The sequence below is a fragment of the Siphonobacter sp. BAB-5385 genome (assembly GCF_002261125.1).
Lineage (GTDB): Bacteria > Bacteroidota > Bacteroidia > Cytophagales > Spirosomataceae > Siphonobacter.
In genome coordinates this window covers 1-24280 of sequence record NZ_NMPS01000181.1, presented here as the reverse complement: position 1 = coordinate 24280, position 24280 = coordinate 1, and the positions used below count along the sequence as shown (strand labels likewise).

27 protein-coding genes are annotated in these 24280 nt (G+C 48.8%); 10 read left to right on the top strand and 17 right to left on the bottom strand.

Annotated features, from left to right (window positions below; all coding sequences use genetic code 11):
* Positions 1-232 precede the first annotated feature (232 nt).
* A complete protein-coding gene (locus BWI93_RS18165; protein ID WP_094813868.1) occupies positions 233-910 on the top strand; it encodes a response regulator transcription factor in 678 nt (225 codons plus the stop codon).
* Positions 907-2178, top strand: coding sequence for a HAMP domain-containing sensor histidine kinase (locus tag BWI93_RS18160; protein ID WP_094813866.1), 1272 nt, complete (start codon positions 907-909; stop codon positions 2176-2178). Before BWI93_RS18165 ends, BWI93_RS18160 begins: the two co-directional genes overlap by 4 nt.
* Positions 2179-2227: 49 nt before the next feature.
* Here BWI93_RS18160 and BWI93_RS18155 read toward each other — a convergent pair whose 3' ends face one another.
* From BWI93_RS18155 to BWI93_RS18140, 4 genes are all read right to left on the bottom strand, one after another.
* Entirely contained in the window at positions 2228-2434 is a 207-nt protein-coding gene (locus BWI93_RS18155; RefSeq protein WP_094813864.1) for a hypothetical protein, read from the bottom strand.
* Positions 2434-3468 carry a DUF937 domain-containing protein gene (locus BWI93_RS18150; RefSeq protein WP_094813862.1) on the bottom strand — a complete coding sequence of 345 codons (1035 nt, stop codon included), beginning with the start codon at positions 3466-3468 and terminating at the stop codon, positions 2434-2436. Before BWI93_RS18150 ends, BWI93_RS18155 begins: the two co-directional genes overlap by 1 nt.
* A gap of 26 nt (positions 3469-3494) precedes the next feature.
* Complete coding sequence (locus BWI93_RS18145) at positions 3495-3995, bottom strand: nuclear transport factor 2 family protein (protein ID WP_094813860.1); 501 nt, start codon at positions 3993-3995, stop codon at positions 3495-3497.
* A gap of 70 nt (positions 3996-4065) precedes the next feature.
* On the bottom strand, positions 4066-5079 hold the full coding sequence (locus BWI93_RS18140) for an NAD-dependent epimerase/dehydratase family protein (RefSeq protein ID WP_094813870.1): 1014 nt from the start codon (positions 5077-5079) through the stop codon (positions 4066-4068).
* A 202-nt stretch (positions 5080-5281) separates the two neighbouring features.
* Here BWI93_RS18140 and metG point away from each other — a divergent pair, with 202 nt between their 5' ends.
* Positions 5282-7324, top strand: coding sequence for a methionine--tRNA ligase (metG, locus tag BWI93_RS18135; RefSeq protein ID WP_094813858.1), 2043 nt, complete (start codon positions 5282-5284; stop codon positions 7322-7324).
* 12 nt (positions 7325-7336) lie between these two features.
* On the top strand, positions 7337-7870 hold the full coding sequence (gene mog / locus BWI93_RS18130; RefSeq protein ID WP_094813856.1) for a molybdopterin adenylyltransferase: 534 nt from the start codon (positions 7337-7339) through the stop codon (positions 7868-7870).
* Positions 7871-7929: 59 nt separating this feature from the next.
* Here mog and BWI93_RS18125 read toward each other — a convergent pair whose 3' ends face one another.
* Both BWI93_RS18125 and BWI93_RS18120 read right to left on the bottom strand, forming a co-directional pair.
* Positions 7930-8202 (bottom strand): hypothetical protein, encoded by a 273-nt coding sequence (locus BWI93_RS18125; protein ID WP_094813854.1) that lies wholly within the window; start codon positions 8200-8202, stop codon positions 7930-7932.
* Positions 8203-8358: 156 nt separating this feature from the next.
* Entirely contained in the window at positions 8359-8916 is a 558-nt protein-coding gene (locus BWI93_RS18120) for a type 1 glutamine amidotransferase domain-containing protein (protein ID WP_094813852.1), read from the bottom strand.
* Between the two features lie 314 nt (positions 8917-9230).
* On the opposite strand from BWI93_RS18120, the gene BWI93_RS18115 reads away from it, so the two are divergent.
* The 4 genes from BWI93_RS18115 (at position 9231) to BWI93_RS18100 (ending at position 12742) form a co-directional block, all read left to right on the top strand.
* Complete coding sequence (locus BWI93_RS18115) at positions 9231-9824, top strand: TetR/AcrR family transcriptional regulator (RefSeq protein ID WP_094813850.1); 594 nt, start codon at positions 9231-9233, stop codon at positions 9822-9824.
* Positions 9825-9892: 68 nt separating this feature from the next.
* Complete coding sequence (locus tag BWI93_RS18110) at positions 9893-11134, top strand: MFS transporter (protein WP_369679179.1); 1242 nt, start codon at positions 9893-9895, stop codon at positions 11132-11134.
* A gap of 136 nt (positions 11135-11270) precedes the next feature.
* Positions 11271-11606 carry a winged helix-turn-helix domain-containing protein gene (locus BWI93_RS18105; RefSeq protein ID WP_094813846.1) on the top strand — a complete coding sequence of 112 codons (336 nt, stop codon included), beginning with the start codon at positions 11271-11273 and terminating at the stop codon, positions 11604-11606.
* Between the two features lie 77 nt (positions 11607-11683).
* The gene (locus BWI93_RS18100; RefSeq protein WP_094813844.1) at positions 11684-12742 is read left to right on the top strand and encodes a glycoside hydrolase family 76 protein; all 1059 of its coding nucleotides are present in this window, start codon (positions 11684-11686) and stop codon (positions 12740-12742) included.
* Here BWI93_RS18100 and BWI93_RS28990 read toward each other — a convergent pair.
* The 4 genes from BWI93_RS28990 to queG form a co-directional block, all read right to left on the bottom strand.
* On the bottom strand, positions 12737-13066 hold the full coding sequence (locus BWI93_RS28990; protein WP_255157942.1) for a GRP family sugar transporter: 330 nt from the start codon (positions 13064-13066) through the stop codon (positions 12737-12739). The two genes, BWI93_RS18100 and BWI93_RS28990, sit on opposite strands and share 6 nt — an antisense overlap.
* 56 nt (positions 13067-13122) lie before the next feature.
* On the bottom strand, positions 13123-13737 hold the full coding sequence (locus BWI93_RS28985; RefSeq protein WP_255157941.1) for a hypothetical protein: 615 nt from the start codon (positions 13735-13737) through the stop codon (positions 13123-13125).
* Positions 13738-13855: 118 nt separating this feature from the next.
* The gene (locus BWI93_RS18090; RefSeq protein ID WP_094813842.1) at positions 13856-14506 is read right to left on the bottom strand and encodes a porin family protein; all 651 of its coding nucleotides are present in this window, start codon (positions 14504-14506) and stop codon (positions 13856-13858) included.
* Positions 14507-14608: 102 nt separating this feature from the next.
* Positions 14609-15550: a tRNA epoxyqueuosine(34) reductase QueG gene (queG, locus tag BWI93_RS18085; RefSeq protein ID WP_094813840.1), complete on the bottom strand. Its 942-nt coding sequence runs from the start codon at positions 15548-15550 to the stop codon at positions 14609-14611.
* Positions 15551-15811: 261 nt separating this feature from the next.
* Here queG and BWI93_RS18080 point away from each other — a divergent pair, with 261 nt between their 5' ends.
* Together BWI93_RS18080 and dnaJ are read left to right on the top strand one after the other, a co-directional pair.
* Positions 15812-16360 carry a nucleotide exchange factor GrpE gene (locus BWI93_RS18080; protein ID WP_094813838.1) on the top strand — a complete coding sequence of 183 codons (549 nt, stop codon included), beginning with the start codon at positions 15812-15814 and terminating at the stop codon, positions 16358-16360.
* A gap of 80 nt (positions 16361-16440) precedes the next feature.
* On the top strand, positions 16441-17592 hold the full coding sequence (gene dnaJ, locus BWI93_RS18075) for a molecular chaperone DnaJ (protein WP_094813836.1): 1152 nt from the start codon (positions 16441-16443) through the stop codon (positions 17590-17592).
* Positions 17593-17717: 125 nt separating this feature from the next.
* Here dnaJ and BWI93_RS18070 read toward each other — a convergent pair whose 3' ends face one another.
* The 7 genes from BWI93_RS18070 to BWI93_RS18040 form a co-directional block, all read right to left on the bottom strand.
* Positions 17718-18350: a nitroreductase family protein gene (locus BWI93_RS18070; RefSeq protein WP_094813834.1), complete on the bottom strand. Its 633-nt coding sequence runs from the start codon at positions 18348-18350 to the stop codon at positions 17718-17720.
* Between the two features lie 462 nt (positions 18351-18812).
* Positions 18813-21011, bottom strand: a complete 2199-nt coding sequence (locus BWI93_RS18065) for an alpha-galactosidase (RefSeq protein ID WP_094813832.1) — start codon at positions 21009-21011, stop codon at positions 18813-18815.
* Positions 21012-21135: 124 nt separating this feature from the next.
* Positions 21136-21834, bottom strand: coding sequence for a lipocalin family protein (locus BWI93_RS18060; protein WP_094813830.1), 699 nt, complete (start codon positions 21832-21834; stop codon positions 21136-21138).
* Positions 21831-21995: a DUF2256 domain-containing protein gene (locus tag BWI93_RS18055; RefSeq protein ID WP_094813828.1), complete on the bottom strand. Its 165-nt coding sequence runs from the start codon at positions 21993-21995 to the stop codon at positions 21831-21833. Before BWI93_RS18055 ends, BWI93_RS18060 begins: the two co-directional genes overlap by 4 nt.
* Before the next feature lie 45 nt (positions 21996-22040).
* Positions 22041-23018, bottom strand: coding sequence for a hypothetical protein (locus BWI93_RS18050; protein ID WP_094813826.1), 978 nt, complete (start codon positions 23016-23018; stop codon positions 22041-22043).
* 2 nt (positions 23019-23020) lie between these two features.
* Positions 23021-23269, bottom strand: a complete 249-nt coding sequence (locus BWI93_RS18045; RefSeq protein ID WP_094813824.1) for a hypothetical protein — start codon at positions 23267-23269, stop codon at positions 23021-23023.
* A gap of 93 nt (positions 23270-23362) precedes the next feature.
* The gene (locus BWI93_RS18040) at positions 23363-23860 is read right to left on the bottom strand and encodes a DinB family protein (protein WP_094813822.1); all 498 of its coding nucleotides are present in this window, start codon (positions 23858-23860) and stop codon (positions 23363-23365) included.
* Between the last annotated feature and the right edge of the window lie 420 nt (positions 23861-24280).

Below are 24280 nucleotides of genomic sequence, written 5' to 3'. Positions count from 1 at the left end.
AAGGGGTTCAATCTGAATAGCCCCGTATGCAATGCGGGGAACGACCAGCCCGGTAGGCTCAGCCTATCAACGTTTACATCTGTAGCATTCGCTACGGGTAATCCATCGCTGTTTTCCTAACTACTCCCCCCCAAACAGTCCCATCCCTTTCAACCTTTTTATTAACGGATCTTCCCAGATATTTCCAACATTGACCTTCTATTTTCGCTCCGTCAATCCTTACAGAAAAGCTATGAAAATGTTGGTGGTGGAAGATGAACAGGGCCTGGCCGAAAGTATTTCGGCTTATTTATCGCGGGAAGGATACCGCTGTGAAATGGCCGCAACCTACGCCGAAGCCGATGAAAAAATGTATTTGTATGAATACGACTGCGTCATTGTAGACCTGACGCTACCCGGCGGCGATGGCCTGCAGCTCATCGAAACGCTCAAAAAGCGAACGGCCTCGACGGGGATCATCATCATTTCGGCCCGTAATGCTCTGGAAGATCGAATTAAAGGACTGGAAGTAGGTTCAGATGATTATCTGACCAAACCCTTCCATCTTTCTGAACTCAATGCCCGGGTAAAATCCCTGATCCGGCGGCGAAATTTTGGCGGCCACAACGAAATTCAGTACCGTGAAATTCTGGTACAGGTTCAGGCTCGTAAAGTGTTCGTGAATCAGCAGGAAACGGTGCTTTCCCGTAAAGAATACGATCTGTTACTCTACTTTCTGGCGAATATCGACGTAGCTCTTACGAAAGCTTCCATTGCCGAGCACCTCTGGGGCGACCACATCGACTCCGCGGATTCGCTGGACATGGTGTACTCGCATATTAAAAACCTACGTCGTAAGCTCGTCGAAAAAGGAAGTGGCGATTATATTCGATCCATTTACGGCATTGGCTACAAATTTGGAACGGCATGAGATTGCTCGAAAAAACCAACCGGATCTATCTACTTTTTTCGGTAATCCTGTATCTGGCTACGGCTCTGGCGTTCTACGGAATTATCAAGTGGCTCATTTACGATGAAGTAGAAAACCGGCTGCTGGTGGAGAAACGGGATTTCCAACTCTACATCCAGCATTACGGCTGGACGGCTAACTCGTACTTCGTCGAAAACAAAATCGAAGTAGAGTTAGGCTCTGTACCCTCGGGCTTTAAGGAATCGTTTAAGGATACCCTGATTGAAGATCGGTATACGCAAAAGCTGGTCCCCTTTCGGCAACTGACGTTCTACGAATCCATTAAAGGCGTTGAGCATCGGGTGGCCATTCGCAAATCGATGATTCAGTCGTACCGGCTTATGGAGGCGATCACGTTCACAATGGCCACGGTACTGGCTCTGTTACTCGCGGGAACGTACTGGTTTCAGGATCGGCTCTCGGGACGCATCTGGCAGCCCTTTTACGAGACGTTATCCCGCATTAAGCAGTTCGATTTAGTACGCGGACAACACTTGCAGCTGGATCAGCCCGACATCATCGAATTCAGGGAACTCAATGAAGTGTTACAGAAAATGTCCGATCAGATTCTGCACGATTATCTGCATTTGAAGGAATTCACCGAAAACGCTTCCCACGAATTACAAACTCCCCTGGCCCTGATTACGGCCAAAGTAGAAGAATTGATTCAATCCGAGCATCTGACGGAAAACCAGACCCGCTGGATTCAAACCATTTACGAAGCGTCCCTACGCATGTCACGACTGTATCAGGGCTTGCTATTACTGGCCAGGATTGAAAACCGACAGTTTGCCAATGAACAACCCATCAATCTCAGTGATCAACTACTGGAGAGATTGCGGGACATGGAAGAGCTGTTTCAGTACAAGGGCATTCGGCTGCATACGAATGTAGACGCTCCGTTTTGGGTTAACCTGCCCCCCGTACTGGCCGAAAACCTGATTACCAATCTGGTGAGTAATGCCTTACGCCATAACGTGCCACAGGGAGAAATCTGGCTGTACGCCACTGATTCTGCCTTGTGCCTGAGCAATACGGGGCATCCCCTGCAAAATGCCCCTAAGGATTTGTTTTCCCGCTTTAAAAAAGAAGGGGTTTCTTCGGAATCGGTGGGTCTGGGTTTATCGATCGTAAAAGAAATCTGCGATCAGTATGGTCTGCAGATTCACTATACCGAACAGGAAGGCATTCACAAGTTCTGCCTGAGTAACAAGACAGTCGTTGCATAAAAAAGGTCCCGATGATGATTCACCGGGACCTTTACTAACCGATCTGTTATTACTGTTGTACGATTTTCACTACGACAAAATCTTCTCTGCCCGCATCCGCTGCCAGAAAACTTCCGACGTCCAGCCGAACAATGTCAACACCCGCCCGGGTAAGATAGGCCTTGATACTATTGGCTTGTTTGAATGCGTTTTTCTTGTTGGCAGCCTGCCGCGTTACGCCCGTAAACTTGAGCTGCAAACTGGGATACTTCTTCATTAGTGCAACCAAACCATCCATCGCCGGCGTGGTTGGGGCGTTAGTTCGTTCGTTAGCGGATCAAAAGAGATGCCTTCAAAAACAAACGTTTTCCCTGCTTTACTAAGCGGGTTGTTCAAATGCTGCGTCAGCTTTTCGGCTAATGATTCACCGGCAGGCGTCGTGACGGGCGTTGCATTGGGTGTCGTGGCGACCTGCGTTGTATCCGGGTATCGGGCCGTCGAATCCGTGGGCAAGGCCACTTCTTCGGTAGCCGTCGTATCCTGCAGGGCCGCCGACTGTACCGTGTCACCGTAGTGTTGCCAGGCGTAGTAACCGCCACCGAGTACGGCCAGCAAAGCTACCCCGCCTACAATCGCCTTCCAGGGAAAGGTGGGATTCTCGGTCAGATCCGCGTAAGGATTATCAGTTTGGGGACGACTTCGGGTACGCGATACAACTTCGGCTTCGGCTTCTTCCGTGGGCGTTACGTAACCAATGCGTTCCATATCTTCAATGGAAAGCGTCGTTACGACTTTGTCCAGTAATTCGGGATCGGCCTCTTTGGTCAGGTAATCTTTCTGCGTACGCAGGATCATAGCCAGTCCAACCGGGTCCAGATTTTGATCTTTTACCTGTTTGCCCAGAATATCCAGGGTCAGGTACGACAATGCACCCAGCACGCTGGTTGCCGAGGAACTACGAATGCGGGCATGGCTGGCAATCATAGCGATAAGAATGCTCCGTTTATCGGGCAATAAGTGGCTGAACAGATTACTTCCTTTCTGGATAATCTGACTAGCCTGATCCCGATCCCGAAATTGAGCAGACAGGGGTCCTAAGTGATTGCCATAGAGGTTTTCCCGCTCAATGGCTTTGTACATGGCCTTTGCCCCACTCTCGGTCGATGACCTTTTCAAAAAAGCAGCTACTACGGACAAAGCCGTTACCTCCGCTGCCTGCCGGGTTTTTCCGGCATCTTCATTAATATGGGAAGCCATAGCCTCCACCAGATCGGCGGAGAGATAGTCTTTCAGGTACGAAAAAATGTTCATCGGTAGTAATTAGGAGGTTCGGTTTCTCATTCCCAGCCATCGTCCGATTTCGGCTTGGGCTTCGCTACAGTCTTTTTCTGAGCAACGGCAGTTTTTCCTCCTCCCACTGAAGTAATGGGTTGATCTTTTTCAGCCCGTGTGAAAACTCTACTTACGATTTTCCAGTCGTTTCCGATTTTCATCAGCGACAAAAAGTCAACAAATTTAAAAGACTCCAGCTGCATTTCCAGTACGGCCGAACCCGCCGTACCCAAATAACTGTAGGATACAATCCGACCCGTCCAGTTGGCTCCACTTTTGGGTGTACGACTAATAAACTCCTTTACGGGCGTGCTCGTGACGCGGCCATTGGCCAGACTACGCAGGTTTGCCGTGGGGTAGAATGCCCGGTTCAGGCTGGCCGTATCGCCGGTGGCTCCGCCATCAATATAATTCTGGAGCGTTTCCTTGATCGCGGCATCTTCACTTTGAGCCTGAGCCGTAAAGCTTGCCACAACAAGCGTGAGAATGGGTAAGAGCGTCTTCATGAGTGGTTGTATCTGTTAGCCTGGAATAATGGCAAAACAATATTTTTTTTAGCGTAGTAAAAAGCTTTCGTTAAACAGTTTTTGGTTCCTGCTGTACTTTCAGCAGTTGCTCAGCAATCCGCTGAACACTCGCTTCCAGCGAATGAAATTGAAAATTCAGGCTTTGTTCCAGTTTGGTACTGGGGTAGAAAAAGTGTAATTGTGAAGTACGGGCCGTCTCTTTGGTTACTAACGGTTGCTTCTGAGTGAACACGGCTTTGAAGGCTTCCCACCGCCACGCTACCTCGGCCAGCAAGGGTGTAACGCCGTAGCGGGGGGCATTCTTGCCCATGTACTGAGCAATTAATTCAAAAAAATGTTTGTAGGATGTTTTGCCGCCATTTACGATGAATCGTTCATCCTGAATGTCGCTTTGCAGTAGCTGGTAGATCGCTTCGGCTACATCCAGTACATCGACGTAATTCAGCGTACCATTCGTGTAGAATGGCTTTTCATCGTATACGTACTTAAACAGAGCGGTACTACTCCGGTGCCAGTCGCCCTCGCCAATCACCACGCTGGGGTTGACGATGACGGCCGGTAGGCCTTCGGAAATTCCCCGCCATACTTCCAGTTCCGCCTGGTATTTCGAGATGGCGTAATGGGAGTTCAGCGGCGAATCTTCCCATTTCTGGTTTTCGTTTACGACCGTGGGCCGATCCGGATTCGTACTCTGTTGAGCGGGTCGGCCCAAGGCAGCCACCGAACTGATGTAAGCCAGTTTCTGAATTCCGGCGTGCAGACAGGCATTAACGACGTTAGCCGTACCTTCCACGTTAACCTGATATAATTTTGCTTTTTCTTTCGGCGAAAAGGATACCATTGCCGCGGCGTGTACGACCTGCGTACAACCCTGAAGGGCGATTTCGAGCGAAGATACGTCCAGTACATCACCCTCCACCCACTCGATTTCTGATTCCACGTCCTGTACCAACGACAGGTCACTACCAGCCCGGCGAATGGCCCGTACGGAAATCCCTTCCGCAAGAAATTTTTTAGCTATAAAACTACCAATCAGGCCATTAGCCCCGGTGAGAAGAATCATTCGATTAAGCAGAAACGATACTACTGTCAAGAAGAGCCGGAGCCCGGTCAGCGGAAATTGGTTCGGTATTTGACCGCCCTTCCGTACTGATGAGTCAAAAGTACGCATTTTTGGGAATTGCTGAACTTCGTGGCTCGTATCTATTCGCTGAACGGAGTCCTTTAAAAATGTTTACTTTTGCGGCTCTAATGACCCTTTTTTCATGTCTGAGAAGAAATTTAATCGAACCACCGTCACCGCGGCTCTCATCTACGCCAATGGTCCCATTCACATCGGGCACCTGGCGGGATGCTACGTGCCGGCTGACGTATATGTACGCTACCTGCGAGCCAAAGGCCAGGAGGTAGCCTTTATTTCGGGCACCGACGAACACGGCGTCCCCATCACGATTCGGGCCCAGAAAGAAGGAATTACGCCTCAGGAAGTTGTTGATAAGTATTACACCCAGATCAGTAAATCGTTCGCGGATTTCGGGATCAACTTTGACATTTATTCCCGTACCTCCAAGCCGGTACACCACGAAATGTCGCAGGATATTTTCCTACAACTGTACAACCAGGGCAAATTTGTGGAGGAAGTTACCGAGCAGTACTACGATGAAAAAGCGGGTCAGTTTCTGGCCGATCGCTACATCGTAGGAACCTGCCCCGTATGCGGCAACGAAAACGCCTACGGTGACCAGTGCGAACGTTGTGGCAGTACGCTGAGTCCTCGGGAACTGATCAATCCCCGCTCGATGCTGTCGGGTGAAACGCCGATTCTGAAAGCGACCAAGAACTGGAACCTTCCCCTCGACGCCATGCAGCCCGAATTGGAAGCCTACGTGGCCAGTCACCCCGAATGGAAAACCAACGTAGCTGGACAGGTACGCTCCTGGCTCAACGAAGGTCTGAAGCCCCGAGCGATGACGCGGGATCTGGACTGGGGCATCAAGGTACCCTTACCCGATGCCGAAGGCAAAGTGATGTACGTCTGGTTTGATGCTCCCATTGGTTACATCACCTTTACGAAAGAACTGAAAGGGGATGATTGGGAAAAATGGTGGAAAGCCGACGATACGCGACTGGTTCATTTCATTGGAAAAGATAACATTGTCTTCCATTGCCTGATTTTCCCAGCGATGCTGATGGCCGATGGACGGTTTATTCCTGGTGCGGATAATGTACCGGCCAATGAGTTCATGAACCTGGAAGGTGATAAAATCTCGACCTCCCGGAATTGGGCCGTCTGGCTGCACGAGTACCTGGAAGATATGCCCGGCAAGCAGGATGTACTTCGCTATGTACTGATTGCCAATGCTCCCGAAACGAAAGATTCAGAGTTTACCTGGAAAGATTACCAGACCCGGAACAACTCCGAGCTGGTAGGAATCCTGGGTAACTTTGTGAACCGTGCCCTGGTACTCACAGAAAAGAACTTCGGACCGGCCGTACCCGCTCGGGGCGAGCTGACCGAAGTGGATCAGAAAATGCTGGACGATCTGGCTCAGTACCCCGCCCGCATCGCCGATTCGCTGGAAAACTTCCGCCTCCGCGAAGGTCTGAGTCTGTTTATGGAAGTAGCCCGATTGGGCAATCAGTATTTAGCGGCAACTGAGCCCTGGAAAGTACTGAAAGAAAACCCTCAACGGGCCGCTACGATTTTAAACCTGAGCCTGCAATTGACGGCTACCCTGGCGATTCTGGCGGAACCCTTCCTGCCCTTCACGGCGGAAAAACTGCGGACTACGCTACATTTCACCGAGGCGGATTGGTCCAAAGCGGGTCAGCTAAACTTGCTGGCTGAGGGACATGTCATTGAAAATACGGGTCTTCTGTTCGAAAAAATCGAAGATGCTGTGATTGAAGCTCAGGTTCAGAAATTATTGAATACGAAGAAAATGAACGAACTGGCCTCAAAAACGCCCGCTCCCGCGAAAGAACCGGTTACTTACGACGACTTCGCCAAACTCGATATTCGCGTGGCTACGATTACAGCCGCTGAAGCCGTCCCCAAATCCAAAAAATTACTGAAACTCACGCTGGATACGGGACTGGATACACGAACGGTTGTGAGTGGCATTGCCGAACATTTTTCACCCGAGGCCATCGTTGGTCAGCAGGTGTCGCTGCTGGCGAACCTGGCTCCGCGTAAGATGATGGGCATTGAATCGCAGGGGATGATTCTGATGGCAGAAGACCGGGATGGTAAATTACAGTTTATCCGTCCGGGCCAACCCGTATGGAACGGTGGTACCATCTCCTAACGTACTGAAGGTATGAAGCCGATTAAAATAGGAATCATTAATGTTTCGGACCGGGCCAGTGCGGGTATTTACGAAGACATTCCGGGGAAAGCTATTCTCTCGACGCTGACGGAGTATCTGGTCAATGAATGGGAACCCGTATACCGAGTCATTCCCGATGAACAGGAGCTTATTTCCCAGACGCTCATCGAACTGGCGGATCAGGAAGGCTGCTGCCTGGTGGTTACCTCGGGGGGTACGGGTCCCGCTCCCCGCGACGTAACGCCGGAAGCTACCGAAGCCGTTTGTCAGAAAATGATGCCCGGTTTTGGGGAACTGATGCGGAAAGTGAGTCTGGAATACGTGCCGACGGCTATCCTTTCCCGGCAAACGGCGGGTATTCGTGGGGCGTGTCTGATCGTTAATTTGCCCGGCAAGCCCTCGGCCATTCGGCAATGTCTGGATGCGGTATTTCCCGCCATTCCGTATTGCATTGATTTGATAGGTGGCCCGTTTCTGCAAACGAATGAAACGGTAATGAAAGCCTTTCGCCCGAAATCAGCATAATGAAAAAAGGCCTCAGATTTGTGAATCTGAGGCCTTTTTTATTGTCTATTGCCTAAGCCCTATAACCGGCTTGTGCGTTCTGACTGCGTGTAGGAATCGCGTTGCGGGGTTTCGTTATTTTGGTCTTCACCTTCGTACTCACCCGTGCCAACGCCACCATTACCGGCACCACGGCCACTTTGATTGCCACTGCCCCGATTGGGTTCAGCTCCCTGCTGTGACTGGTTTTGACCCGCCTGCTGGGCTTGCTGATTGCCCTGATTTTGGTTACGATTCATTTGATTCTCGTCAGAACCTTGTTGCTGACCAGATTGATTTTGTTGATTTTCCATAGTTTTTTCAGGTTAATGAGATCCGAACGAATTTGATCGTTACACACCTCTTACTACTATGATTCATGTCAAAAATACTATTCCATCTACGTTTTGTGTAAAACACAATGAACGTAAATGTTTTAATTTTTAGAGATATGATCCCTTACCGTCTATTTACGCTGGTGTATGTTGACCTTCCGCGATTTCTTCAATCATTTTTGCATTGAATGCAGGAATGTCATCGGGTTTACGGCTGGTTACCAGACCATTGTCCGTCACTACTTCTTCGTCTACCCATTCGGCACCAGCGTTGATCAGGTCCGTTTTCAAGGAGGGATAGGAAGTCAGCTTCCGGCCTTCTACTACGTCTGCTTCAATCAGCATAATCGGAGCGTGACAAATAGCAGCTACGGGTTTACCACTTTCAAAGAAGTGTTCGACAAATGCTACCGCATCCGTTTCCATCCGCAGTGAGTCCGGATTCATGACCCCACCGGGTAATAACAGGGCATCGTAATCTTCGGGGTTAGCTTCCGACAGCGGTACATCTACGTTAAACGTATCGCCCCAATCGGTATGATCCCATCCTTTCACTTCTTTGTCTTTCGGAGAAATGATTTTCGTTTCAGCCCCGGCATCAATCAGTGCTTGTTGGGGTTCCGTTAATTCTACTTGCTCGAAGCCATCCGTTACCAGGATCGCTACTTTCTTACCTTGCAGCTTCTGTTCCATGTTTTTAATTTTTTACGTTGGGTTGTGCCCTCTTGGTTGAAAAAGCCATACCTCAAGTGAGCCAAAATTCTTCAAACGTTTAGCCAGAAATGGAAACTTCATTTACATAACTCACTTAAAAACAGCATATCATTTAAAATACAATGTTTCCATGAAGCTCCAATCGTTTGAAAATACGTATCCGCTGAGTCGTTATCAGGTATAGAAATTCCGCCCACTAGTGCGGCAAGCCCACCTCATCCGACCCTAGTTTAGACAAAACGATTAGTCTACGCTTGCATAAATAAACAAACGTTCATTTATTTGCGAATGAAATGAGGTATAAAGACGAAACCAAAGAACAGGCCATTCGGGAAAAGGCCATTACCATGATTGTAGAAAGCGGTCTGGATGGCTTAAGTATGCAACGGCTGGCCAAAGCGGCTAATGTCTCCCCAGCCACGCTGTACATTTACTTTCAGGATCGGGATGATCTGATTGTCCAGCTGAGCGTGGAAGAAAACCGCCGCATGATGATCGCTACGCTGAAGAACTTCGATCCCGACATGTCCTTTGCGGAAGGATTGCAGATTCAATGGCTGAACCGGGCCCGCTTTTGTCTGGAAAACCCGATAGCCTCGCTGTTTATGGAACAAATTCGTCATTCGCCCTACCACCAGCGGGCCAGCGAATTAGTAGGATCGGAATTCCATCAAACGCTGGGCCTGTTTGTACGAAACAATATTGCCCGCAATGAACTGGTGAGTCTCCCATTCGAAGTCTACTGGTCAGTAGCTTTTTCACCCTTGTATCAACTGGTAAAATTTCATGTTCAGGGTCGTAGCTTCCCTAACCGCCCGGCGTTTCAGCTCACGGAGCCGGTTCTTCTACAGGCTCTGGAATTAGTTTTAAAAGCACTTAAACCGTAGGGTTATGCGGGTGTCGTTCGCGTAGAACTACTCCTGCAAACCATTATCCTTTTTCTCTTCCTAACTCAATTCATGGCATCTTCCGCACGTTTTACCCGCTACGAAGCTTCGTCATCGCCGTACTGGCCATTTTACAGTTTACCATTATTCTGGATTTCATGGTTCTTTCGCCGCTCGGAGCCATCCTGATGCCGACCTTACACATCACCCCCGTACAGTTTGGCTGGGTGGTATCGGCATACGCGTTCAGTGCCGGAGCTTCGGGATTACTGGCGGCGGGCTTCGCCGACAATTTTGACCGAAAAAAACTGCTTCTGTTTTTCTATACGGGTTTTACGCTTGGTACCTTTTTGTGCAGCATCGCGACAGATTATCACTTTCTGCTCTTTGCCCGCATTTTTACGGGTTTGTTCGGCGGCGTGATCGGTTCGATTTGCTCGGCTATCATTACCGATTTGTTTGCCCTTGAGGTACGGGGTCGCGTGATGGGTTTTGTACAGATGGCCTTTGCCACCAGTCAGGTACTGGGCATCCCCATTGGCCTGTACCTAGCCAATGAATTTGGCTGGCATTCGCCCTTTACGATGATTGTACTTTTCTGTATCGTCATTGGTATTCTGATTCTGGTGTACCTCAAACCCATCGACAAACACCTGGGACTCAATACGGAGCACAATGCCTTCAAGCACCTGGGCCAAACGCTTTCGCAGTCCAACTACCTGCTGGCTTTTGCTACGACGACCTTGCTGGCGATGGGTGGCTACATGCTAATGCCCTTTGGCAGTGCGTTCAGTGTACATAACCTGAAAATTCCGTTTGATAAACTTCCGATGGTCTACATCGTAACGGGGATCAGCTCAATGATTGCCGGGCCGCTTCTTGGGAAGTACAGCGATGTAATTGGCAAGTATCGTCTGTTTGTAATGGGATCGATTCTGTCAATGATCATGACGGGGATTTACGGAAACCTGGGCCCTACCCCGATCTGGATTGTCATTGTTATCAACGTCTTTCTTTTCATGGGCATCACGTCCCGTATCATTTCTTCCTCAGCTCTGATGACGGCCATTCCCAAACCGCAGGACCGCGGAGCATTTATGAGTATCAACGCATCAGTTCAGCAAATGGCTGGTGGATTGGCCGCCGCTGCCGCCGGATTCATTGTCTCGGAAACGCCCTCGGGCTACATCGAGCATTACGACCGACTGAGCTACGTGGTCATTGCCGGTTCCATGCTGGCCATTGTGATGATGTACTTCGTCAATCAGATGGTGCAACGAAAACTGGCCACGCCGGCCGTACCCGTGTAGAATCGGCCTGGCTTTGAATTTTAAAAACTTCCCGGATGCTCACAAACGTTCGGGAAGTTTCATTTTTACAAAACCGTAGCTTCGTCAAGCAGTACTTTCGTTCTGGCATCACCAACACTTAGACTCTTTATTCACCATGGCATTCAAACTAAACGGCCGCATCTGGATTGAAGGCGAAGACCGTTTTATCGGCATTGGCAAGTTGCATTTACTGGAACAAATCGAACGAACGGGCTCCATTTCGGCCTCAGCCAAAGCCCTGGGGATGTCGTACAAACGAGCCTGGGATCTGATTCAGTCTGTCAACAAGCAGGCTCCTAATCCACTGGTGAGTACGCAAGCGGGCGGCGAACGCGGCGGCGGGGCGGTGCTGACCGAAGAAGGCAAACGCTGGGTAGGAATTTATCAAAACATCCAGGAACGTTTCCAGGAATTTCTGAATCTGGAAAGCGAGAAACTGGCAAGCTTCTAAGTTTTCTTCACCGAAGCAGAGTTATTCGGTTCCTGTCGTCACTATCTCATACAGAAGGAAACCCTTTAAACCTAGGTATGAAAAAAATAGTCTTCACGCTGGCCGGCCTGCTATCGCTGGCTGGTGCTCTCCAGGCCCAGACCGAACGTCTGCACCGCATTCAGGAAAACATTCAAACCGTCTTCTACGACCCAGCTTCGGGTTTATACAAGGAGACCAACGACGCGGCTCATAATGAAAAGCCGCATTCGTACCTGTGGCCCTTATGTGCTCTGGTTCAGGCCGCCAATGAAATGGAAGTACTGGAGCCGAAACAGTCCTACCTCGGTCCAGTCCTGAAAACGATCCAGCAGTATTACAACGAAAATCCGCCCGCACCGGGGTACCAGGCTTACGTGACCAAGGAGAAGATCGATACGCGGTTTTTCGATGATAATCAATGGATTGCCATTGCCTGTCTGGATGCGTATCAGCGAACCAAACAGAAATCCTATCTCGATACGGCCGAGTTGATTTATCGCTTTATGATGACGGGCTACGATCAGGCCGGTGGCGGCGGTATCTACTGGAAAGAAGACGATAAAACGACCAAAAACACCTGCTCCAACGGACCGGGCGTCCTGATTGCCCTGCAACTCTACAAAATCAAAAAAGATCGGAAGTACCTCGATACAGCTCTGGATCTGTACCGCTGGACGAATACGCATTTACAGGCTCCTTCGGGTGTATACTACGACGCGGTAAAATTGCCCAGTATGAAGATCGATTCCGCGATATACACCTACAATACGGGTACTATGCTCCAGTCGAGTGTACTGCTGTATGAACTTACCAAAGAGAAGAAATACCTGCAGGAAGCTCAACGGGTAGCCAAGGCCGCTCGCCAGCATTTTTTCCGGAAACAGAAATTTCCGGATCACTACTGGTTTAATGTAGTCTTGCTACGGGGGTATATTGAATTGTATCAGGTTGATGCGGACCCTCAATACCTGAAACTCTTCAAACAGGATGCGGAACGAATCTGGAAAGAAGAAAAAGACGCAAACGATCTGATCGGTAAAAAGCCCTGGAAAACGTTGATTGACCAGGCGGCCATGCTGGAAATGTACGCTCGCTTACAAACCCTCAAGCTATGAGCTGCGAGCCATAATAATGAGGGCTAGTCCCACGACATAAGATGCTCCCATCAGCCAGAGGTATCGATTCGCTTTGGCGGGAGCATCCTTAAATTCTTTCCAGGCGAATAAACCCCACAGTACGGAAACTACGGTTGCTCCCTGGCTAAGGCCGTACGAAATGGCATCACCCGCTTCCTGCGAACCTAGTAAAAGGGTAATCATCCCTACGCACCACAACAGGCCACTCGCCAGCCCCAGCAGGTGCCCCCGACGAGGTACCTCTTTGTAAGGCGTCTCGTTATCATCGCCCGTGAGTTTGAGTCGTTCGAGGATGCGTTCCAATACCGGATTACTCAGCAAAATGCCGAACGCAAAGAGTACGAGACCCGTGTACGGCGTCAGTTTATCTTTCTGCGGAAAGGATAGTTCTTCGATGATCGACTGGTAATCACCAGAAAGAAAAAACCCGAAACCAGTCCACCCGCCAGAGCTACCCAAATTCCTTTATTGTCGGATTTTTCCTCGCTATCTTCTTCCCGGGCCAGATACGCCAGGGCACACATGCCGATGGAAACCAGTACCAGGCCGCCGCCGATGGCCAATAAGGTCAAATCCCCATCAGGTTTGGCAATGTAGTTGACGATAATACCCAGAGCCATCGAAAGCCCCGTACCGACGGGCATGGCAATGGCGATTCCGGAGAGATTGATTCCGACCGTTAACAGCGTATTGCCAATATTAAACAGAATTCCACCCGCCAAAGCCAGAGCCAGATTTTGAAGCGTTGCCTGCTGAATGTCTTCCAGAAAGGGCCGACCTTCTTCACCGAAACTCCCCAGGGTAAAAGCCAGAATCAGCGATAGAAGTACAATTCCGTATACATAATCCCGGTAGAATACCTGTAAGGGGGCCGATTGCGTGACAATCTTTTGCCCGTTACTCCAGGAACCCCAACAAAGCATTGTAATCAAACAGAAAAATACGGCCAGTGTAGGCTGATCGACAATAAACATAGTTTGCAGAGGTTTAGATACCTATGCTGGACCTTCAATAAAAGCGGACCAGCCCCTTTACAAACGAAAAGAGACGCTCTTGTGCAGAGCGTCTCTTTTGCCTATATGTTTGTCAGGCTTATCGACGGGAGGACGTAAACCGACCCGTACTGGGCTGGTAGCGGCCCAGGGGAAAACTTACCCCCAGGTTGATACCAATGTTCCGGTTGTTGATGTCGCCGCTGCCATATACGGGCTTGGCTACATTTACCAAACCCAGGCCGTAGCGAGCGTCGAAGTTAAGCCATACGCGGTCGCTCAGACGGTAATTAAAGCCTGCTCCCAGGTGCAGACCGGCATCAGCCGCCGTATAACGATCCTTGTTTGCATTGATGTTGTCTCCATTTTCATTACGGGCTCCCAGAAGAAATCCAACGTAAGGACCTGCGAAAATTTTAGGACGGAAGGCTGCTCCCCGATCGTTCAGGTAGAAGGTAGCCAGAATCGGAATTTGCAGGTAATTCAAGCGTACTTCCGTAGGCAGACCACCAAACTTGCTGCCCAGTTGCGTATACAGAGCCTGTCCGCCTACACCAAAGCGTTCGTTGATGCTGTAGTTGATGAATAGGCCGCCCGTCCCGCCGGTTTTAAAATTGGCGTTACCTGCTCCACCGCCGCCAAACTTGGCGATTGAGACACCACCCATAAGGCCCCAGGACAAATTATCCTGTGCCTGAACTCCCTGGATCATAGCCATTGCCAGGAAAGCAGCAAAAATGTACTTTTTCATGATTGAAGTGAGAGTAAAAAATGTGAACCGTAAGTGAAAAATAGCGTTCCTGCATATCTACGTAGGAAAATGTGCAGAAAGTTTTCTACAGTTCAATATTTTTCACTCTGTCACAAATAGTACATTTCGCTGAAGCCCTTCGTATTTAGCACGCTTCAGAGGTGATTTTTTAAATACGCGGCGGAAGGTCTCTTCGGTAAGTTCCTGCCAATCACGGGCTTGGAAAGTTTTGAGTTCGTCGGGTAAGTGAAAAGCGGATTCCCGGTGGGGTTGGGAAAAACGATTCCAGGGGCAAACGTCCTGACAAATGTCACAGCCGAACACCCAGTTTTTTGTGTGTCCTTTAAATGATTCAGGAATGGATTCCTTTAATTCAATCGTCAGGTAACTGATGCAACGGCTACCGTCTACGCCATAGGGTTCGGAGATAGCATCCGTAGGACAGGCATCGATGCAACGGGTACAGGTTCCGCAGTAATCCGCCATGGGGCCGTCGGGTTGCAAGTCGAGATCAATGATGAGTTCGGCGATAAAAAAGAAACTACCGCTCTTGCGGGTAATCAGGTTACTATTTTTACCGATCCAGCCCAAACCCGCCTGTTTGGCCCAGGCTTTTTCCATGACAGGAGCCGAATCGACAAAGCAACGTCCGTCTACTGCCCCGATTTCTTCCTGAATCCGGCTTAAAAAATCCTTGAGTTTATCTTTGATGACAAAGTGGTAATCGACGCCGTACGCGTACTTGGCGATCTTCAGATCTTCGTCGCCTTCGGGTAAGGTTTCTTCGGGATAATAATTGTACAGCAGCGATACGACCGATTTAGCTCCCTCGACCAGCAGGCGGGGATCCAGCCGTTTGTCGAAGTGGTTTTCCATGTACTGCATTTTCCCGTGACGGCCCAGCCGCAGCCATTTTTCCAGGCGGGGGGCTTCCTCTTCCAGAAAATCCGCCCGCGAGATCCCGCAGAAATCGAAGCCCAGATCCCGGGCGATTTCTTTGATACGCAACGCATTTTGTTGCTGGATGATGTCGGAAACGGTCATAGAAAGTGATGAAGCCTTTACTTGCTCCTGCAAAAGTACGTTCTTCCCTGTAAACTGCTGATGGGCTTAATTCATTCCAGCGATGTGTCTTTTCAGTTTACCGCTTCTAGCCTACTGATCTACAGAACGTCTTACGACGTAAGTTTTCCGTTTTGTCGGTTTACTTTTCTGACTTTCTAAAGTAAAATGTCATTCTGTCAGCGAAAACCGCATTGGCAAGCTAATTTTGCGAAACTTTACTGGTAAAAAAGTACATAAGACATGACGAATCCGGAATTTACGCAACCCGAAGAGAACGAACAAACTCCCCAGGCTGACAACGTTGCTGAGACCAATGAATCAGCAGCTGAAACGACGGATCAGCCGTCTGCAGAGCAGAAACTACAGTCTGAGAATGCAGAGCTAAAAGATAAATACATTCGCCTGGTCGCTGAATTCGACAATTTCCGTAAGCGTACGCTGCGGGAAAAAGACGAACTGGTAAAAACGGCTTCCGAGAATGTAATCAAAGCCATTTTACCCGTACTGGACGATATTGAGCGGGCCCAGGCCACCTACGGTGAAGATGGTAAAGTGGATACCCAAGGCATTGAGCTGATCTTCAATAAACTGACCAAAGCCGTAGCCGGTAAAGGATTGAAGCCGATGGAATCGAAAGGTCAGGCCTTCGATCCCGATCTGCACGAAAGCATCACCCAGTTCCCCGCTCCTTCGGAAGACCTGAAAGGAAAAGTAATTGATGAGGTAGAAAAAGGATATTACCTGGGCGACAAAGTGATTCGCTTTGCGAAGGTTGTGGTCGGGGTATAATCATAGTTCGAATGAGCGAATGATCGATTCTTCCCCACTTCATTCTCTTCCTCATTCGCTCATTTCTTGATTGAAAAAAGATGGCACAAAAGCGTGACTATTACGAAATATTAGGCGTCTCCAAGTCTTCGACCGAAGAGGAGATTAAGAAAGCATACCGGAAACTGGCGATTAAGTATCACCCCGATAAAAATCCCGACAATCCGGAAGCGGAAGATAAATTCAAAGAGGCGGCAGAAGCCTACGAAGTACTTTCTGATCCCAACAAAAAAGCCCGGTACGACCAGTTCGGTCACGCGGGTATGGGTGGCGGGTACTCGGGTCCGCAAAATGCCGAGGATATTTTCTCTCAATTCGGCGATATTTTTGGTGAAGGCAGTCCCTTTGGCAGCTTCTTCGGTGGTGGCTTTGGGGGCGGTGGCCGTCAGCAACAACGCGTTCGGAAAGGCTCTGACTTACGTATCAAGCTCAAACTTGATTTACAGGAAGTAGCCAACGGCGTTGAGAAAAAAATCAAAGTAAAACGCCACGTCAGCTGTAATGCCTGCGGTGGTAACGGTTCGAAAAACGGTACATCGTTGCGTACCTGTCCGACCTGTAACGGTCAGGGTCAGGTTCGCCGCGTCCAGCAAACCATGCTGGGCCAGATGGTGACGGCCAGTACCTGTTCGACCTGTAACGGAGAAGGAAAGATTGTAGATTCCAAGTGCGACGTGTGTATGGGCGAAGGCCGTACGCTAGCCGAAGAGGTAATCTCGATCAAGATTCCGGCAGGCGTAGCGGAAGGCATGCAACTGTCGATGGGCGGCAAGGGTAACGTGCCGCCCCGGGGTGGTATTCCCGGCGATCTGCTCATTGTAGTAGAGGAAGAAGAAAATGCCGACCTGAAACGTGATGGAAACAACGTTGTGCATGAGTTATACGTCAACTTTGTAGACGCGGCACTGGGTACCTCTCTGGAAGTACCAACGATTGAAGGCCGGGCCAAAATTACGCTGGAACCCGGTACGCAAAGCGGTAAGATCTTACGGATGAAGGGCAAGGGTATTCCCCAGCTGAACAGCTACGGCCGGGGTGACCAGTTGATTTACGTAAACGTCTGGACGCCCCGCGTACTCTCCGCGGAAGAACGAGGCATACTGGAACGACTGCGGACCTCGCCGAACTTCCAGCCCCGTCCAACGAAAAATGATAAATCGTTCTTCGAAAAAATGAAGGACTTCTTTAGTTAAAAAAAGAGAGGCGTTTCCAGAATCTGGAAACGCCTCTCTTTTTTATTGGTTGTTGGTTATTCGTTGCTAGTTGTTCATTGACTTTCGTAATTGTGTATTAGAAACTAACAACTATCAGCCATAGACTAATTCAGTTCCGTAATAAACTGATCTTTTGGCTTCCGTACTTTCTTCATTGGAGCCAGCCAGTCGCCTGATTCGTCGCGGTAGCCCAGGGGCAGTAAGGTTACACTGCGTAAGCCTTTTTCTTTCAGATTCAGTAACTCATCCAACGCAGCGGCGTTGAAGCCTTCCATCGGTGTCGCATCTACGCGTTGCTCAGCGGCGGCAGCGATGGCAATACCAAAAGCGATATACGCCTGACGGGCAGTAGCCTGGAAGTTCTCTTCGGCAGTTTTGGCTCCGTACATGGCTAATAACATGTTTTTGTAGCTGTCCATCCGATCGTCGGGTAAACCGCGTTCGCGAGTTGTATGCAGAAACATGTCATTGATGCGTTGAGCATCCAGGTCATCCCAGGCCGCAAAAACCAGTACGTGTGAAGCATCCACAATCTGGCTTTGGTTATTGGCAATCGGAAGGATTTGTTCTTTCAATGCCTGGTTCGTGATGACCAGTATTTCAAAGGGCTGCAAACCCGAAGACGTCGGAGCCAGACGGGCCGCTTCCAGAATAATGTCAACCTTTTCCTGAGGAACGGGTACGCCGTTCATTTTTTTGGTAGCGTAACGCCACTCTAAATCATTGATGAGACTCATAAAAATATTTTGTTAAAGACAATTCGATTCAAGTATAGTTTCCACGGCTTTTGCAATATCCGTACAAACATATATGTATATACATGTAAATTAAAATAGTTGTGAAATAGTTTACGGGATCAGAAAAATATTTACAGGGAATCCAAATTATAGCTTTAATATTATGATTATCAGATATTAATTCGAAAACAATCTCACTCACTGGTACAGGTTTAGAAACCTGCACCTACAATCCGGCAGGTTCTTACCTGCCTTCAACTTTTAACTGATAAGCAGAACACGGCAGTTGGAAACTGCCCGAAGATGGGTACAAAACCTGCACCCGTTACTTATTTTACCACAAAAGCCAAACCCCGGAGGGGTTCCATGTGATTAACCCCGTATGAAATGCGGGGGAACATACCCTCATAAAAAAGAGGCTACCTCTTCGGAGCTAGCCTCTTTTATCTGTCATTCCAAGACTTATTTCACCTCCGTCAGCTCAATAATCACGCTGGTCCGATTCAGGTTCACGGCAGGATTAAAGCCTGCTGTCATTAGGAAATCGCCCGTATAAACCGCCTCTTTCGTAATTTTTGATTGCGTGCCGGGGTATAAGTTGATCTCTTTCAAGGCGTACTTCTTCTTCGGATCAAGCCCTTTTAAGGGTACTGCCCGCCCAGAACCCGCTCCAAATCGACTACTTACCATGTAGTTGAACCACACCGAACGACTCTTGTCTCCATTCACGAACATGAGCGAAGCAAAGTCATTTTCGCGAGGATTTACCATCCGGTACAGGTCGCCGTGCCAGACCACATCGCTGATGGAGCGGTACATTGCTACGGACTGCTGGCTGAATTGCAGATCTTTTTCGTCGAGCTTGCTTACTACGATATCATATCCCATTTTACCCATCATGGCCACATCCGTACGGTACTTGAGGGGTTGTTTGCCCCAGTCGGTGACGTGGTCGCAGTGAGCGATCGTCGGATAGAAATACGAGTATTCCCACTGCATGAAGATGCGTTCCAGCGGATCGGTATTATCACTTGGCCAGAATTCGGTGAAGTATTTCAGGGCTTCGTAATCCACGCGGCCACCGCCCCCCGAGCAGAGCATCATTGGCACTTTCGGGTACTTGGCCCGTACGCGTTCGAGTACTTTGTAAAGTCCCAGTACGTAATCCACGTACAGCTTCGACTCGGCCTGTTTGGTACTTTTCAGATACTCTGAATGAGCGTTATAGATTACCGCATTACAGTCCCACTTGATGAACGCCAGATCCGGATTTTTCGTAAACAGATCATCCAGGATGCCAAAAACAAAGTCCTGTACTTTCGGATTCGACAAGTCCAGTACTAACTGATTACGGAAATAATGTTCCGGACGAGCGGGCTGTTTAATCACCCACTCCGGGTGTTTCTCGTATAACTCACTCTTGGGATTCACCATTTCCGGCTCTACCCAAATTCCGAACTTTACCCCCGCTTTCTGGGCTTCTTTAACCAGGTAACCGATTCCATGCGGCAATTTCTTGGCGTTTTCTTTCCAATCACCTAAACCCGCATTGTCACCATTTCGGGGATACTTGTTGGCGAACCAGCCATCGTCAAGCAGGAATAAATCGACACCAAGTTTCTTACCGTCCGCAAATAAGCCCGTTAGTTTCTGCTCGTTGAAATCGAAATACGTCGCTTCCCAGTTGTTCAGCAGCGTCAGCCGGGAGCCTTCTCCGTCGAGAATCCGGTACTTGCGAGCCCAGCGGTGCAGATTGCGGCTGGCCTCACCCTTTCCGTGATCTGAATACGTATAAATAAACGAAGGCGTTTTAAACTCCTGCCCCGCCGTTAGCGGATACTCCGACGCGTGGGGATTGATGCCCGCAATCAGACGAAGGTTGTTGTACGTATCCGTTTCAAAGTCAATCTTGAAATTACCCGACCAGCCCAGCGTTCCAAGCAGTACTTTGCCTTCTTCTTCCGAAGCGGGTTTATCGAAAGAAAGCATAAACGTAGGCGGCTGAAACAGGTTTGCCCGCGTACCCAGTTTGGAATCCAGCGAAAGAATACCGGCTTTTAACTGCGTTTCTTCGGGATTCATTTCGTGAGCCCAGCCCCCGTGGTAATGCGTCAGGTGAAACTGCTTACCCACGAAGTACAAGTTCGCCGAAGCGTATTTGTGCAGGGTGATGGTACCTTTTTCCTGGTTGCGAATCGTACTCCATTGCTCCACTACATTTTCCTTTGCGTAGGTTTTGTAATACAGCGTAACCTCAACCGCGTACGCCGGATCTTTCAGTATTACCGTCGTCAGGCTTACGTTATCGTCCTGTTTTTGCGTCTGGTGGCTTTGATACTGTAATTCGAGCGAGGTATTGCCATCGGCATGCGTAATGCGAATAGCGGGCTCGCACAAACTCCAGGAACCACTGGGTGTATACGCCGAGTTGAAAATGCCCGCGTTTTCGTCCTGCTGGCGACTCTCCTTAATAATTGAGCCATATTCAGCGGTTTGCTGCAGCCGAGGACCGAAATAGCTAATGCCTACTCGCTTACTGGCATCCGTTTGGAGTACCAGTGCATTTTGCTGCGTTTCGATGGGAATAACTTGTCCGTATAGAATAGAGGTGGTCAGCAGGGACACGAAAAGCGTACACTGCGTAGTAAAGCGGTTAGACATGGATGAGCGTTGACTAATGAACGCATAAAATTAACAGAAGAAACGAATGAGCGGATAGAAAAAAAGACAGCCCTGCTGGACTGTCTCGAATTGAATTGGAAAATGATAAAATCCCACTAAAAGCTTATTTCACGCAATTGACTTTTTTCAGCGTAAGGCCATTCGTAAAGGTAATGTCCTTATGATTTTGAAAAACTACCTTACCTTCTTTATCATGGACTGGGCCAAATCCTTCTACCAACGTATCCCCTTTTTTGATGAAAACCACTTCGCGTACAGAAGAGCGACCCTCGGAATTAAAGGTATATTCGGCCAAAAGCGTATCCCCCTTCATTTTTCCCTGAATACTACCACGATTCGCGTCCTTTTCGTGAAGTTGGTACGTTAGATCGCCCGTCACCCGTGGACGCGTTGCTGTCAGGTGCAGAAAAACAGTATCCTGATTCATGGTATACGCATAACAGGCTTCCTCATCCTGGTCACTGGCATTCATCGCTGACGTTTTGGTAAAGGTAAGTTCCCGACCGTTCTCGTCTTCTACCACCAGGGTGTTGTCTTTCAGGGAAAGAATCTTAAAGCTGTTCGTATACGGTTCTTCTGATTTTGTACCGTGCAGGACCAGATTACTGCCTACCTGTTCCCAGGTTTTGTACTGAACGCCCTTAACGGGCAAAGCTGTAGCGATTCCCTCTTTGTCCAATACAAAGCCCCAGGCCTCGGGATTCTGGCCACTCGTCATCCACTTCCCTACCAGCGAGTCGGCGTCTTTATTTTTGCAAGCTATAAAACTGATTAGTAATAAAACATAGATGAAAGGTTTCATATGTTTTCAGACTTGGGTTTAATGGTTGATTTATTCATTCGGCATTTGTCACTGCAATACACTACCTCTTCCCAATTGCGTTCCCATTTCTTCCGCCAGCTAAACGGTAACTGACAAACCGGACAGATTTTTGTGGGTAGATGAGGCTTGCGATGTGACATATAATTGAACTATGGAATCGCAGAAAATCTAAATAAACTGTACCACTACCGGTTATAGGGATATTCGCTGATCCAATGAAAACCGCGACCTGTCAACGTATAGTCCTCTACTTTTCTACGCCGGAAGCTGGCCTGCAAGGGCTTTCCTTCCCATTCACCTCTGAGTTGAAACGTATCTTTTGCCCAAACGTAGTTCAGCGTATATCGTTGGGTTGAATCATACTGATTCGTAAAGCGAATGGTTTTCTTCTGCTCATCGATTTTAGTGTTATAGTATTCCTGTTTGTTATTCATGCGTAATAAAATTCCGTAACTATTCTCAATCAGTAGCTTCTGCCAGCGGATGCTATCAGTAGTAAGGGGCGGCAGCGTATCCGTTCCCAGGACAAAGGTTTCAGCTTTGTAGGTACCCCGCAGAGCAATATCAGCATCCGGAAAGGGCTTGAAGCTGCCACTGGTTTTCATGATTAGAAACAGGATCACCAGCGTTTTACCGATCGTATGCGTGAGACGTTGCCCCTTCCCGGATAAAGCCAATGACGACTGCTTCAACTGAGCCGGTTGTTGTAACAGAAACAGTCGCACCAAGGCAGGAATATCCGGAGCTAATACAAAAAAAGCCAACAAGAGCAGATAACTCGAAAATAACTTGACTGGAATATCGTAGGCAAAATTCAGCATGACCACATTGGTCATTACGGCCACAATCAGGAGGGCTCCCAGAGTCTTGGTTCGCCGGAAAAAGAGCAGTAGCCCTCCGATTACTTCGCCTAATCCTCCAAAAACGGCATACGCTTTGGACAATCCCATCATTACCCAGACGATGCCCATGGGTGAAGAATTACCATAGGTTTGCTCCAGCGAAACGAGTGGTGGCGAAATAAACTGACCTTCAAACACTTTGGCAAACCCGTAAAAGAGCATAAAGTACGCCAAGTAATAGCGAACAAAGGTTTGCGTAAGTACGTAAAACAACGTGTAGTTTCGGCGGGGACCAACCACTGCCGCCAGCAGAACCGCCATGCCTAAGCAAAACGAACTGAGTACAAACAGGTACGCATAGGAAAAAGAGGTATCGCCACTGCCCGTATTCCATATTTTTTTGCATTATCCAGATGTAGCACCTGTGGGCCTACCCATTCCGTCAACTCAATAATCGCCTCCATATCGGTAAGTGGGAGCGTATACAGAATCGTATAAAGGGCAACGAACCAAAGAGCGGTACGACGCAGGTAATGCCAGCGGATCGGCTGGCTGACAGGCAGGTGATTCATCAGGTAAGAGGTTAGGTACGCATGGGTACTGCGACTCACCAAAGATTTCCCCTGAAACGAAGAAAACCAACCCAAAGGCTGGTTTTTTCTTCGTTAGAAATTCATCTCATCCGCACTGGGCCCGTAACTACCCGGAATCGGTATGTTCAGCAGACGTAGGAACACCCCTAGCTGAGCCCGATGGTGGACGATCTGGTTGTAGGCCATCCGGATGACTTCGTGTCTGGGCCGGATACTGTAGATGGTTTCACCGTCTCGTAACGTCCAGGGTTCGTTGAGAATACCTTCGTTTTCGGATACTAACTGTGTCTTCCCATCCTCCAGACTTTTTTCGAAAAACGCCATTAGGTCTGCATTCGTATGGATCTCCTGTTTCTGATAAGGATTGGAAGCAAAGTCCAGTTCATCCGTCGTTAATGTCATCGTCACCCAGGTAGGTAGTTCGGCAATATGCGTTGCCAGAGTCCGCATTTTCATGCTTCGTTCGTGCGGGGCCCAGTCCAATTTATCATCGGGTACACGGGATAACATCTTACGGGTCGTTTGAGCTTCCTGCTCCATTTCTTTTAAAAACATCGGAATCAGTTCCATCGTCTACGCTGGTTTATTGTTCGGATGTAAAAGTAGAAGGGCTCCATGACAGCCCTATGTCAGCAGGGATTGGGAAATTTTAGTTTGTATGGGGAAAAAAGCAGGTGTAGCCTATCCATCAGATCGTTTGTAAGAAAATATTAGTACAACCTATTTTTCTAACGTTCGCCCAACATTGAAAAGGTACAACAACGCGAAGCTAACCATGAATTGCACCCAGGGCTATTCAAATGAAACCCCTCCGGGGTTCAACACAATCACACCTGCCCTATTTCTTCCAGGCTTGCATGCCGACTCGCTAACCCCGGAGGGGTTCAATGTCAATAGCCCCGTATGAAATGCGGGGAATCGTCCCGTCCGGTAGGCACAGCCTACCAATTTTTGCGTCAAATGCTACGGACAACCCGTCCCGCTATCTTT